We start from the raw sequence: 12,661 nt of genomic DNA on the forward strand, positions 1-12,661 counted from the left end.
AGTTTTTGCTTTTGGGTATATGAAATTATGGGGTAAATGTGTATTGTGAACATTTACGTGATCTATATGTTCTGCTTTGCAGCATGCTGGGCGCGGGCTTTTTCTCGCTGCCTGGTAAGGTCATAGTATTCATCAGAGACGATCCCACGGCTGGAAAGTGCTTCGTAAGTTTTCTGCTGTGCGGGGGTCATTTTCATTCCAATGGCGGAATTGACATCTGTCAGCACGCAGCCTGTTTTTTCTACCAGCCAGAAAAGAGCGGAATCATCTTCCGGGATCATTTTCCAGATTTCGTTTTCCGTATATGGTAAAAGGGCCATAAGGGTCTTCAAATGTCCGTCCTGGATTAGGCGGTAATCCCCATCCGGCATGATGATGCCGTCACCGTAGAGTTCTTTTTTCTTTTCCATTTCTTTCAGAAGTTCTTCTGTAAGTTTCATGATCGGCTCCTTGAGATTTGCTGCTTGGGGCAGCTTTTTTGTGCTGTTTTAACCGAATCAAGGAAGTCCCCTGCGGGGTTGCGAATATCCGTTTGACTACGAGTTAAAAAAATAACGAACAGCGCCTATATTGTATGAAGAGAAGATCAAAATGTCAATAGGTTAAAAAATATTTTTAGCTGTTTAACAAGAGTTACAATTGTGCAATATGGATATTTTTTCGGAATGATGCGTTAAATCTATGTAAAATTCGTCGTAAAACAGGGACTCCTGTGGTATAATAAGAATATTCAAAAAATTCGAGGAAGGACGATGCAGATGTTGAAAAACTGGAACCCGGAACAGATTCCGGAAAAAGAGGATATCAAAGTGCGTTTAAGTGCTGCAAGAACCAGATTATATGAATTGCAGATGGCTCTGAAAGAGCATAAGATTCCGGTGATCGTGCTGTTTGAAGGCTGGGGAGCTTCCGGAAAAGGAAGTACTATAAGTAAAGTGATCAAGAATATCGATCCTCGTTTCTTCAAAGTTGCGACTATGTCAGCACCTACAGAGGAAGAACTTCGGAAACCATTTCTTTACCGATATTTCAGGGAAATCCCGGAAGCGGGCAAGTTTACATTCCTGGATTCAGGATGGATGGATCAGACCTGTCGTGAACGTATGGATAAAAAGCTGAAGGGTGACAATTATTCAAAACGGATTGACAGTATCCGGAGATTTGAACGTCAGCTGACGGATAATGGATATGTACTCCTGAAATTTTTTATGCAGATCGATCGGAAAGAACAGGAAAAACGTATGGGCATCCTTCTGGAAAGCAAGGATACCAGATGGAGAGTCAATGAATATGATCTCTGGCAGAATGATCATTATAAGAAGTGCAGAAAGATTTTCGACCAGTATATGCAGGATACCAATACATCTGCGGCTCCATGGTATATTGTCGATGCCGGTGACCGGAAGTGGGCAGAACTGCAGGTACTGGAAACCATGATTAGCAATATAGAGGTTGCCATGGAAAACAGCAAACATGCAGTGCCGATCCTGCAGAATGTTTTTCCTCTGATGGAGATGCCCAGATTAAGCGAGATTCCTCTGGATGGAAAAGAAGTGGGGGATGAAGAGTACAAGGCTGAGCTTAAGGAACTGCAGGCAAAGCTTGGAAGCCTGCATAACCGTCTTTACCGAAAAAGAGTGCCTGTGATCATCACCTATGAAGGCTGGGATGCTGCCGGAAAGGGAGGAAATATCAAGAGGATCACGGAGGCTCTTGATCCCCGTGGATTTGAGGTACATCCTATCGCAAGTCCGGAGCCTCATGAAAAAGCCCGTCATTATCTGTGGCGTTTCTGGACAAGGCTTCCCAAGGATGGTCACATTGCCATCTTTGACCGGACGTGGTACGGAAGAGTGATGGTAGAACGTCTGGAGGGCTTCTGCAGCGAGAATGACTGGAGACGTGCCTACAATGAGATCAATGAATTTGAGAAGGAGCTTTCTGACTGGGGCGCTGTGATCGTGAAATTCTGGGTCCACATTGATAAGGACACCCAGCTTGCCAGGTTCAACGACCGCCAGAGCAATCCGGAAAAACAGTGGAAGATCACGGATGAGGACTGGAGAAACCGTGAAAAATGGGATCAGTATGAAACAGCAGTAGATGAGATGCTTCAGAAAACCAGCACTGCTTATGCACCATGGCACATTCTGGAATCCGTAGATAAGAAATATGCAAGGCTGAAGGCGCTTCGGATCGTGATCGAAGAAATTGAGAAAGCGCTGAAATAAGAGATAAAAGCTGCGGCAGGATAACAGATATTCTGCTGCAGCTTTTTGTCTGAAGAGAGATGAATCAATTCCGGAGATAGTTTCGCATACTGCGAAGAGCATGTTTTTCCAGTCGGCTGACCTGAGCCTGGGAGATACCAATCTCATCAGCTACCTCCATTTGGGTTTTTCCCTCGTAGAAGCGGAGATCGATAATGTGACGTTCACGCTCTCCAAGCCGGTTCATGGCATCTCGAAGAGAAATATCCTCCACCCAGTTTTCTTCCAGGTTCTTTTTATCACTGATCTGATCCATAACATATAGGGTATCTCCGCCTTCGGAATACACGGGCTCAAAAAGGCTTACCGGGCTCTGGATCGCATCCATGGCATAGACGATCATTTCCTTGTCGATACCGATCTCATCAGCGATTTCTGCAATGGTAGGCTCTTTGAGATGCTGCCGCATATAGTTTTCCCGGGTATAGATGGTTTTGTAAGCGATATCCCGCAGAGAACGGCTGACCCGTATGCTGTTGTTATCACGGAGATATCTTCGGATCTCTCCGATGATCATGGGAACTGCATAGGTGGAAAATTTTACCTGAAGAGTGGTGTCGAAATTATCGATCGCTTTGATCAGGCCGATGCAGCCGATCTGAAAAAGGTCATCCGGATTTTCACTGCTGTTCTGAAAACGCCGGATCACGCTTAAAACAAGCCGCAGATTGCCTTTGATGTACAATTCCCTGGCTTCTTCATCGCCAGCTTTGATTCTTTTAAAGAGCTCCGCCTTTTCTTCCTGATCGAGAACGGGAAGGGTTGAGGTATTTACTCCGCAGATTTCAACTTTATTCAGTGCCATCTTAGAATCCTCCTTGTCTTGTCAGTACATTAAGATGATTCTCAGAGGGCGGTTGAAATATACTTTTTCAGGGAAAATATAAAAAATAAAGGGCCTTGACAATAAGGAGGTATTTATTCTCCGGACAGCAGTTTTTCATTACGGAAATCAACAAGGATGATATCTTCGCCGATCTGGCGGATGCAGTCCCATGGAATGGAATATTCATTTTCTTTGGAAAAACACCAGCAAAATTTTCCCGGTTCCGGCATGATCAGGGCTTTCAGACGTGCGGTTTCACAGCAGAATTCCACATCAAGAGGGCAGCCAAGACTGCGGCAGGTATGGATATTGATCACTTCTTTTTGTTTCAGCTCACAGATGCGCATAAATTCATCACCTGGTATGATTTTATGGAAAATCTGTAAAATTTATGCAAGTCCGATTATTGACACATTATGTGCATTTATTTTATAATAAAAACAAATTTAGTAATGATTTACTGATCCGGAAAGGGGGAGAGTTCTGTGAGATGTCCGTTCTGTAACCAGGATAATACAAGAGTTGTAGATTCCAGACCTGTAGAGGATACCAATTCCATCCGCCGCCGCCGTCTCTGTGATGCCTGCGGAAAGCGTTTTACAACTTATGAGAAGGTGGAAACGATTCCGCTGACTGTGATCAAGAAGGATCAGAACCGGGAAAGCTATAAACGTTCCAAGATCCAGGATGGTGTTCTTCGTGCTTGCTATAAGCGCCCCATTCCCATTGAGAGAGTGGAAGAGATGATCGATTCCATAGAAGGAGATATTTTCCGGTCAGAAGACCGTGAGATCAGCAGTACCAAGATCGGAGAGATCGTTATGGAGCATCTGAAGGATCTGGATGCGGTGGCGTATGTACGATTTGCGTCTGTATACAGAGAGTTTAAAGATGTCAGTACCTTTATGGATGAGCTGAAGAAGCTGATCAATTAAGAGATTAAATGAATAGACTGCAAATGCAGGAGATTTCAGGCCGATTGTCAAAAGACAACCGGCCTTTTTTGAAACATGAATGTTCGATTTTTCAGAGATCGTAAAAGTGGATACAAAAAAACAGGAACCGCCTGGGAAAAATCCTCTGCGGTCCCTGCTATAAATATATATTAATGATTCAGGAAACTTAATTAAACAATACCCTGAGCTTTCATAGCGTCAACAACTTTTTCGAAGCCGGCGATGTTTGCACCTACAACATAGTTGTCTTCCATACCGTAACGTTTAGCAGCGTCATCAGCTTTGTGGAAGATATCGATCATGATGTGGTGGAGTTTCTCATCAACCTCTTCTCTTGTCCAGGAAAGTCTCATGGAGTTCTGGCTCATCTCAAGTGCAGATGTGGCAACACCGCCAGCGTTTGCGGCTTTACCAGGCATGAAGAGAACACCGTTCTCCTGAAGGTATGTTGTTGCATCAAGAGTAGTAGGCATGTTTGCACCTTCAACGACGTATTTGCAGCCATTTGCAACCAGTGTTTTAGCTCCGTCAAGACCAAGCTCGTTCTGAGTAGCACATGGAAGGTAGATATCACATTTGATATTCCAGATGCCAAGTCCCTCAGTGTAGGTAGCACCCTCAACACGGTCTGCATATTCTTTGATACGTCCACGTTTTACTTCTTTGATATCCTTTACGACGTCAAGGTTGATTCCGTTCGGATCGTAGACATATCCGTTGGAGTCGTTCATTGCAACAACCTTGGCACCAAGCTGAGTAGCTTTCTCAACAGCGTAAATAGCTACATTACCGGAACCTGTTACAACGATTGTTTTTCCTTCTACGGAATCATTGTGAGCTTTGGCGATCTCGTTGAGCATGTATACAACACCGTAACCGGTAGCCTCTGTACGGATCAGGGAACCTCCGAAGGAAAGACCCTTTCCTGTAAGGACACCCTCATAAAGGCCACGGATTCTCTTATACTGTCCGAAGAGATAACCGATCTCACGTCCGCCGACACCGATGTCACCAGCCGGAACATCTGTATCTGCGCCGATATATTTGCAAAGCTCTGTCATAAAGCTCTGGCAGAATGCCATAACCTCTCTGTCAGATTTACCCTTAGGATCGAAGTTGGAGCCACCTTTTCCACCGCCGATCGGAAGACCTGTAAGAGAGTTTTTAAAGGTCTGCTCAAAACCAAGGAATTTCAGGATACCCTGATTTACAGAAGGATGGAATCTTAAGCCGCCTTTGTATGGTCCGATGGCGCTGTTGAACTGAACACGATATCCCTTGTTAACCTGTACAGTTCCGTTATCATCGATCCACGGTACTTTGAAGGAGATGATCCTCTCTGGCTCTACAAGACGCTCAAGGATAGAAAGTTTACGATACTCTTCCTCATTTTTGTCAATTACGACTTTAAGGGAATCGAGAACTTCCTTAACTGCCTGATGGAATTCTGGCTCGCCAGGATTCTGTGCTACAACTCTTTCATAAACTTCTTCTGTGTAAGACATTGTTGTTTCCTCCTCATCACATATTAAATTGCGTTGAAAACTAAATTCGAGTGCTATTATACATTAACATGCTAAAAAAGGGAAGTGCTAAATTTAATTTTTTTAAATTTTTATTTCTTGCGTTGAAAGCCTAAATGTGAGATGATATAGAATAAATATTTTTTGACTATGAAATTAAAATGGTTAAATAATAGTGAAAATTAGAAGAGGAGTGGTTTTTATGAGAACATTCGGGAAATCATCAAAGCTTGACAACGTGCTGTACGATGTGCGCGGACCGGTTGTGGATGAGGCTGCCAGAATGGAAGAAGATGGAATGGAGATTCTGAAGCTGAATATTGGTAATCCGTATCCGTTTGGGTTTTCAGCACCTCAGGAAGTGATCCTGGATATGCTGAGTAATGTTCGTACTTCCCAGGGATATTCCGATTCCAAGGGCATTTTTTCTGCAAGAAAAGCGATCATGCAGTATGCACAGCTTCGCGGGATCCCGGGAGTTACCATTAATGATATTTATACGGGAAATGGTGTCAGTGAACTGATCAACCTCTGTATGCAGGCGCTGCTTGATAACGGGGATGAGATCCTGATCCCGGCTCCGGATTATCCGTTGTGGACAGCTACTGCAACACTGGCAGGCGGAAATGTAGTTCATTATATCTGTGACGAACAGTCTGACTGGTATCCGGATATTGAGGATATCAAGAGCAAGATCACACCAAGGACCAAGGCGATCGTTATCATCAATCCCAATAACCCTACAGGTGCAGTATATCCGAAGGAGATCCTGGAACAGATCGCAGACATTGCAAGAGAAAATGAGCTGATCATCTTTTCTGATGAGATCTATGACCGTCTTGTTATGGATGGATATAAACATACTTCGATTGCATCCCTTGCACCCGATGTGTTCTGTGTAACATTTTCAGGCTTGTCCAAGTCTCATATGATCGCAGGTTTCCGCATCGGATGGATGATCTTAAGTGGTGCAAAAAGTAAGGCGAAGGGTTATATAGAGGGAATCAATATGCTCTCTTCCATGCGTCTCTGCTCAAATGTTCCGGCACAGTCTATTGTACAGACTGCACTTGGCGGATATCAGAGTGTCAATGAATATACGCAGCCGGGCGGACGTGTTTATGAGCAGAGAGACTTTATTTACAAGGCACTGAATGATATTCCGGGAATTTCCGTTGTAAAACCACATGCGGCATTTTATATATTCCCGAAGATCGATACTGAGAAATTCAATATTTTCAATGATGAACAGTTTGCTTTGGATTTTCTTCATGAGAAACAGGTGCTTGTTGTTCCAGGCAAGGGATTCAACTGGAACCAGCCGGATCACTTCCGTATTGTTTATCTGCCGGATATCCGCCAGCTTGACAAGGCAATGAAGAAGATGAAAGAGTTCTTTGCTACATATAAGCAGGGCTGATCGCAGATAGACAAGAAGAGATTTGCGATCCGCATTCGCTGCCTGCTCATAACCGATAAACTGTAAAGCAGGTATTCGGTTATATTTTCGGCATAGACCGGAACCGAAAAAAATGTTATAATATATCTGAAATATCCCGGCCAGCTACGCCGGGATATACAAATAAGACCAGAATTGCTTGAGAGGGGAATGAGGAGGGACCGTTATCGAACAGCAATAAAACAGAAATCGAAAGGGGAAATAACTGATGAGCAAATTCAACATGAAAGTGACACCTGAGATTGAGAAACTTACCCAGATCTGTCGTGAGAATGACAAACTGGATCTGTCTTTATATGGCAAATACGATGTCAAGCGAGGCTTGCGTGACCTGAATGGAAAGGGTGTCCTTGCAGGACTGACCCAGATCTCCAATGTCCAGGCAACGAAGATCGTGGACGGAAAAGAGGTTCCCTGCGCAGGTAAGCTTTCTTATCGCGGGTATGACATTAAGGATCTGACAAATGGTTTTATCAATGACCGGCGCTTCGGTTTTGAGGAAGTAACCTATCTGCTTCTTTTCGGAAAGCTTCCGGATCAGGAAGAACTGAATGGATTTTCCGGGATTCTTGCGAACCAGCGTATGCTTCCGCGGAATTTTGTAAGGGATGTCATTATGAAGGCACCATCCAGAGATATTATGAACGCTCTGTCAAGAAGCGTGCTGACACTTTATTCCTACGACAAAGACCCGGATAATATTGAACTGGAGAATGTGCTCCGTCAGTGTATCAACCTGATCAGCGTTTTCCCGCTGTTATCTGTTTATGCATATCAGGCCTATAACCACTATGAGAAAGGCAAGAGTCTTTATATCCATCAGCCTAAAAAGAAGCTTTCCACAGCTGAGAATATCCTGCGTCTGTTAAGACCGGATAAGAAGTATACGGCACTGGAGGCAGAGATCCTTGATATTGCTCTGATCCTTCATATGGAGCATGGCGGTGGTAATAACTCTACTTTTACTACACATGTGGTTTCCTCTTCCGGGACAGATACGTATTCTGCGATCGCGGCAGCACTAGGTTCTCTGAAAGGCCCGAAACACGGCGGTGCCAACATCAAAGTCGTAAAAATGTTTAACGATATGCGTAAACACGTACATGACTACAGTGATGAAGAGGAGATCAGTGCATACCTTAAGAAGCTTCTTCATAAAGAGGCCTTTGATAAACGTGGACTGATCTATGGTATGGGACATGCGATCTATTCTGTTTCAGATCCACGTGCAGAAGTCTTTAAAGGCTATGTGGAACAGCTTGCAAGAGAAAAGGGCAGAATGAAGGATTATCAGCTGTATGCTGCAGTAGAGCGTCTTGCACCAAAGGTTATCGCAGAGGAGCGTAAGATCTATAAGGGTGTCAGTGCCAATGTGGATTTTTACAGCGGATTTGTTTACAGCATGCTGGATCTGCCGCTGGAGCTTTACACACCGATGTTTGCTATTGCACGTATCGTAGGCTGGAGCGCACATCGTATGGAAGAGCTTATCAATGTGGATAAGATCATCCGTCCCGCATATAAGAATGTCCTTCCGGAAGCAGAGTATATTCCTCTTTGCGAGCGATAGGAAAGGACTGAGGTGGAATAGATGTTCAGATGTTTTTTTCCGGATGAATATCTGGATTCTGCGTATGGGATCGATTATGAGAAGCTGTACAAAGAAGGATACAGAGGGTTGCTCTTCGATATCGATAATACTATTGTTCCCCACGGGGCACCGGCAGATGACCGGGCAAAGAAACTGTTTGAAAAGCTAAGGGCTCTCGGGTTTCGATACTGTTTTGTATCCAATAACCAGAAACCTCGTGTAGAGCCCTTTGCCAAAGCAGTAGAGGGGGATTTTATAGAAAATGCCCATAAACCGGCTGGGAAAAATTATAAAAAAGCCTGCCAGGTGATCGGAACCGATCTTGACAGGACGATTTTTATAGGAGATCAGCTGTTTACGGATATTTATGGAGCAAAGAGGGCGGGGATCCGGACGATCCTTGTGAAACCGATTCATCCAAAAGAGGAGATCCAGATCGTGCTGAAGCGTTATCTGGAAAAAATAGTATTACATTTTTACCAAAAAGAGGAGGGAAAGAATTCATGAACCATATTGTAATCATCGGCTTTATGGGTTCAGGAAAGACACGAGTTGGAAAGAGACTGGCGAAGGACCTGGGGCTTCCGTTTATTGACGTGGACAGACTGATCGTGAAAAAAATGAACATGTCAGTAAAGGAGATATTTGAACGCTTTGGAGAAGCATTTTACCGTGCGCTGGAGACTATGGCAGTCAAGGAACTGTCCACAGACAGCGAACGGAAGGTAATCTCTGTAAGTGCGGGATTGCCTCTTCAGGAGCAGAACCAGAAATATCTCCAGAGTATGGGAACGATCATCTATCTGAAGGGATCTGCCGCAACGTTGATCAAACGTCTGGAAGGAAGTAACAATCCCACATTGGAAGGAACTGAGAATAAAGAAGAGAAGATCAAGAAACTTCTGAAACAGAGAGATCCGGTTTATGAGAAGTTTGCGGACATTAAAGTTGTCACAGGAGTGAAGCCTTTTGATGAACTGATCGCAGAAATTGAAGAAAAATTGAAGGCTTAAACAAAAAAACAGTTGAAAAATGGCAAAAGGTATTATAGAATAATCCATAGCGAAAAAGAACCGCATATATTAAGGAGGAAATATTTATGATTTCAGCAGGTGATTTCAAAAATGGTATCACACTTGAAATTGATGGAAACGTATGTCAGATCGTTGAATTCCAGCATGTAAAACCAGGAAAAGGCGCAGCCTTTGTAAGAACAAAATACAAGAACATTATCACAGGCTCTGTATTAGAGAAATCCTTCCGTCCTACAGAGAAATTCCCGGTAGCACGTATTGAGCGTGTAGATATGCAGTATCTGTATCAGGATGGTGGTTTATACTACTTCATGAATACAGAGACATATGATCAGGTTGGTCTTACAGAGGAGCAGGTTGGCGATTCTCTGAAATTTGTTAAGGATAATGAGATGGTTAAGGTTTGCTCTCATAACGGAGAGGTATTCGCGATCGAGCCACCTCTTTTTGTAGAGCTTGAGGTTATTGAGACAGAGCCAGGATTCGCAGGAAATACAGCACAGGGTGCTACCAAACCGGCAACTGTTGAGACAGGTGCACAGGTTCAGGTTCCTCTGTTCGTAAATCAGGGCGACAAACTGAAGATCGATACAAGAACAGGTGAGTATCTCTCACGTGTATAATGCAGCAAAAAACCCGCGTACGCGGGTTTTTTTGTGCCATAAAATTAAAAGATCATTTTGACAGTATTTAAAATACCAAAGTTTGAATGCATATTCCAGACTGCACAGGTAAGAAAAAACGGTACAGTCTGGACTTTTTTTGAAATATCCTTGACACGAAAAATCATTCTGGTATAATTAAACCCAGTCAAAAAACTGACTAAGAAGTTCGTCTGTCCACCAGAGATGACCGGAAATGATCCGGTTACAGAAGTCTTTTAAGGGCTTGTACTGGTTTCGACGGGGGCTTTGAAGTTAGGGAAGCCATCCGCAGACTCCTGGACTGCGTACCAACCGGGAACTAAATATAAACGCAGACGAAAAGTTAGCGTTAGCAGCCTAAGCTGCTCGTCAGCCCCGTTGCACTCACACATCGGGAATCTGGCGTCGACCATGTGAGAAACCTTGCCGGGTAAGCTTTGCCCCGGTAGATGTATCATGAAGCTACTGAAGCAGTAAGCCTGTCGGTGGGCGTACTGCCGAGGGAATGTTAAATCAGCGACTGTGATGGGAGATGCCTTAAGGGATAGGCTTTCGGACAGGGGTTCGATTCCCCTCAGGTCCATTTATGGAACGTCCCGGAAAGACAGCATTTATGCGGCTTTCCGGGAATTTTTTTTACTTTCTTTATTACTCGTGGATATCAGGAAATTCTTCGCAGATACAGAAAGCGATGGTGATAGAATGAAAAAAACTCTGCTTAACAGAAAAAAGCAGAATAAGAAATCTGATTATTATGATTATAATCTGGTAGCTGTTATTGTACTGCTGGTGTGCTTTGGACTGGTCATGCTTTACAGCACCAGTTCATATATGGCAGAAGTGAATTATGGCAACGATATGTTTTATTTTAAGAAACAGGCACTGATCAGTGCAGCATGTCTGATCGGAGCGTTATTTATTTCAAAAATACTGGATTATCATATCCTTCTTCCTTTTACAACTGCGTTGTATGTGGCTTCGCTGATCCTTATGGGACTTGTGCGGACTCCGCTGGGACATTCCTCTCATGGTGCTACCAGATGGCTGTATATCGGACCGATCAACTTCCAGCCTGCCGAGCTGGCAAAGATCGCGGTTATTATCATGATGGCTTACATGATCGGAAAAATGGGACGAAAGGTGAAAACTTTAAAGAGCTGTATGATCCTGGGACTTCCGGGGGCAGGACTTGCGCTTGCGGCTTATATACTTACAGATAATCTGAGTACAGCCATGATCATTCTGGGAATAACAGTTGGAATGGTGTTTGTGGCACATCCGGATATGCGTCCGTTTATTGCTGTGGCAGCGGCAGGAGTGATCCTTATTGTGATCGGAGTACTTTTTCTGGTTGCGACGACCAAGAACAGTGACAGCTTCCGTGTTATGCGAGTACTTGTATGGCTTCAGCCTGAGAAATATTCCGATGAAGGCGGTTATCAGACGCTGCAGGCATTGTATGCCATTGGCTCCGGAGGGCTTTTTGGCCGCGGGCTTGGAAATAGTATCCAGAAGCTTGGAAGTGTTCCGGAAGCACAAAATGATATGATCTTTTCCATTATCTGTGAGGAGCTTGGAATTTTCGGAGGGATTTTTGTACTGATCCTGTTCGGATATCTTTTGTACAGGTTGTTTTTTATTGCGCAGAATGCACCGGATCTGTTTGGCTCACTGATCGTTACCGGGATTTTTATACATATTGCGCTGCAGGTGATCCTTAACATTGCCGTTGTACTGAATCTGATGCCCAATACAGGTGTCACCTTGCCCTTTATCAGTTACGGAGGAACGTCCATTGTGTTCCTGATGCTGGAGATGGCAATAGCTCTCAGCGTGGCCCGTCAGATAAAATTTCAAGAGTAAAATAGTTTTAAAATCAAAATATTTTTGCCCTGGAGCCATTTTTTGGGAAAATCCTCTTGACAACTGTTTTTGCAGACTATATACTTTGCTCAAAAAGAGGAAACAGATTCGATCTGTAACGATTAAAGGAGAGAATAAGACATGTTAGAAAAAATGAAAGAAATGCTTGCAGAGCAGTTAAATTGTGAGGCATCTACAATCACACCGGAGACATCTTTCAAGGATGATCTTGGTGCAGATTCTCTTGACCTGTTTGAACTGGTCATGGCTCTTGAGGATGAGTACAATGTTGAGATCCCGGCAGAGGAGCTTACAGATCTGAACACAGTTGGAGATGTGATCGATTATCTTAAGAACAAAGGCGTAGAAGCATAAGCAGAAATCTAGGATCCTCTGGGACGACAGTGTCTCAGAGGATTTTTTTTGTATATGCGAAGATACATGAGAGGGATGGCAGGGTATTCCGCCGGAAAACCTATGGACATTTTGAAGGAT

General features: G+C 43.8%; 13 protein-coding genes and 1 other RNA gene. 10 read left to right on the forward strand and 4 right to left on the reverse strand.

From position 1 onward, the window contains the following. Positions 1–62: 62 nt before the first annotated feature. The gene (locus NE638_RS09085; protein WP_021650710.1) at positions 63–440 is read right to left on the reverse strand and encodes a hypothetical protein; all 378 of its coding nucleotides are present in this window, start codon (positions 438–440) and stop codon (positions 63–65) included. Between the two features lie 318 nt (positions 441–758). Between NE638_RS09085 and pap the strand changes: the two genes are divergently transcribed. Further along, positions 759–2,231: a polyphosphate:AMP phosphotransferase gene (pap, locus tag NE638_RS09090; RefSeq protein ID WP_044960998.1), complete on the forward strand. Its 1,473-nt coding sequence runs from the start codon at positions 759–761 to the stop codon at positions 2,229–2,231. Between the two features lie 64 nt (positions 2,232–2,295). Here pap and sigG read toward each other — a convergent pair whose 3' ends face one another. Together sigG and NE638_RS09100 are read right to left on the reverse strand one after the other, a co-directional pair. Beyond that, positions 2,296–3,075, reverse strand: a complete 780-nt coding sequence (gene sigG / locus NE638_RS09095) for an RNA polymerase sporulation sigma factor SigG (protein WP_015524423.1) — start codon at positions 3,073–3,075, stop codon at positions 2,296–2,298. 113 nt (positions 3,076–3,188) lie between these two features. Then, positions 3,189–3,443, reverse strand: coding sequence for a YlmC/YmxH family sporulation protein (locus NE638_RS09100; RefSeq protein WP_015524424.1), 255 nt, complete (start codon positions 3,441–3,443; stop codon positions 3,189–3,191). Positions 3,444–3,581: 138 nt separating this feature from the next. Between NE638_RS09100 and nrdR the strand changes: the two genes are divergently transcribed. Beyond that, positions 3,582–4,031 carry a transcriptional regulator NrdR gene (gene nrdR / locus NE638_RS09105; RefSeq protein ID WP_021976805.1) on the forward strand — a complete coding sequence of 150 codons (450 nt, stop codon included), beginning with the start codon at positions 3,582–3,584 and terminating at the stop codon, positions 4,029–4,031. A 191-nt stretch (positions 4,032–4,222) separates the two neighbouring features. Here nrdR and gdhA read toward each other — a convergent pair whose 3' ends face one another. After that, positions 4,223–5,557 (reverse strand): NADP-specific glutamate dehydrogenase, encoded by a 1,335-nt coding sequence (gene gdhA / locus NE638_RS09110; protein ID WP_021650707.1) that lies wholly within the window; start codon positions 5,555–5,557, stop codon positions 4,223–4,225. A gap of 220 nt (positions 5,558–5,777) precedes the next feature. Between gdhA and NE638_RS09115 the strand changes: the two genes are divergently transcribed. The 8 genes from NE638_RS09115 (at position 5,778) to acpP (ending at position 12,541) form a co-directional block, all read left to right on the forward strand. Next, a complete protein-coding gene (locus NE638_RS09115) occupies positions 5,778–6,995 on the forward strand; it encodes an aminotransferase class I/II-fold pyridoxal phosphate-dependent enzyme (protein ID WP_015524426.1) in 1,218 nt (405 codons plus the stop codon). 247 nt (positions 6,996–7,242) lie between these two features. Further along, positions 7,243–8,604, forward strand: coding sequence for a citrate/2-methylcitrate synthase (locus tag NE638_RS09120; RefSeq protein WP_118608908.1), 1,362 nt, complete (start codon positions 7,243–7,245; stop codon positions 8,602–8,604). A 21-nt stretch (positions 8,605–8,625) separates the two neighbouring features. Further along, complete coding sequence (locus tag NE638_RS09125) at positions 8,626–9,132, forward strand: YqeG family HAD IIIA-type phosphatase (protein ID WP_118608909.1); 507 nt, start codon at positions 8,626–8,628, stop codon at positions 9,130–9,132. Next, positions 9,129–9,638, forward strand: coding sequence for a shikimate kinase (locus tag NE638_RS09130; protein WP_118608910.1), 510 nt, complete (start codon positions 9,129–9,131; stop codon positions 9,636–9,638). The genes NE638_RS09125 and NE638_RS09130 overlap by 4 nt, the downstream gene beginning before the upstream one ends. A gap of 86 nt (positions 9,639–9,724) precedes the next feature. After that, positions 9,725–10,282, forward strand: coding sequence for an elongation factor P (gene efp, locus NE638_RS09135; protein WP_118608911.1), 558 nt, complete (start codon positions 9,725–9,727; stop codon positions 10,280–10,282). A gap of 261 nt (positions 10,283–10,543) precedes the next feature. Further along, positions 10,544–10,889: a transfer-messenger RNA gene (ssrA, locus tag NE638_RS09140) on the forward strand. A 116-nt stretch (positions 10,890–11,005) separates the two neighbouring features. Beyond that, entirely contained in the window at positions 11,006–12,166 is a 1,161-nt protein-coding gene (locus tag NE638_RS09145; protein WP_092070471.1) for an FtsW/RodA/SpoVE family cell cycle protein, read from the forward strand. Positions 12,167–12,307: 141 nt separating this feature from the next. Further along, positions 12,308–12,541: an acyl carrier protein gene (gene acpP, locus NE638_RS09150; protein WP_015524431.1), complete on the forward strand. Its 234-nt coding sequence runs from the start codon at positions 12,308–12,310 to the stop codon at positions 12,539–12,541. Positions 12,542–12,661 lie beyond the last annotated feature (120 nt).

The sequence above is a fragment of the Blautia sp. MSK.18.38 genome, from assembly GCF_024460535.1.
In the GTDB taxonomy this organism is placed as follows: domain Bacteria; phylum Bacillota; class Clostridia; order Lachnospirales; family Lachnospiraceae; genus Blautia_A; species Blautia_A fusiformis.

Coding starts and splice junctions, on each gene's coding strand:
- NE638_RS09115 (WP_015524426.1), top strand. CDS start 5,778: ATGAGAACATTCGGGAAATCATCAAAGCTTGACAACGTGCTGTACGAT.
- efp (WP_118608911.1), top strand. CDS start 9,725: ATGATTTCAGCAGGTGATTTCAAAAATGGTATCACACTTGAAATTGAT.
- sigG (WP_015524423.1), bottom strand. CDS start 3,075: ATGGCACTGAATAAAGTTGAAATCTGCGGAGTAAATACCTCAACCCTT.
- NE638_RS09100 (WP_015524424.1), bottom strand. CDS start 3,443: ATGCGCATCTGTGAGCTGAAACAAAAAGAAGTGATCAATATCCATACC.
- NE638_RS09125 (WP_118608909.1), top strand. CDS start 8,626: ATGTTCAGATGTTTTTTTCCGGATGAATATCTGGATTCTGCGTATGGG.
- pap (WP_044960998.1), top strand. CDS start 759: ATGTTGAAAAACTGGAACCCGGAACAGATTCCGGAAAAAGAGGATATC.
- acpP (WP_015524431.1), top strand. CDS start 12,308: ATGTTAGAAAAAATGAAAGAAATGCTTGCAGAGCAGTTAAATTGTGAG.
- NE638_RS09145 (WP_092070471.1), top strand. CDS start 11,006: ATGAAAAAAACTCTGCTTAACAGAAAAAAGCAGAATAAGAAATCTGAT.
- NE638_RS09085 (WP_021650710.1), bottom strand. CDS start 440: ATGAAACTTACAGAAGAACTTCTGAAAGAAATGGAAAAGAAAAAAGAA.
- NE638_RS09130 (WP_118608910.1), top strand. CDS start 9,129: ATGAACCATATTGTAATCATCGGCTTTATGGGTTCAGGAAAGACACGA.
- NE638_RS09120 (WP_118608908.1), top strand. CDS start 7,243: ATGAGCAAATTCAACATGAAAGTGACACCTGAGATTGAGAAACTTACC.
- gdhA (WP_021650707.1), bottom strand. CDS start 5,557: ATGTCTTACACAGAAGAAGTTTATGAAAGAGTTGTAGCACAGAATCCT.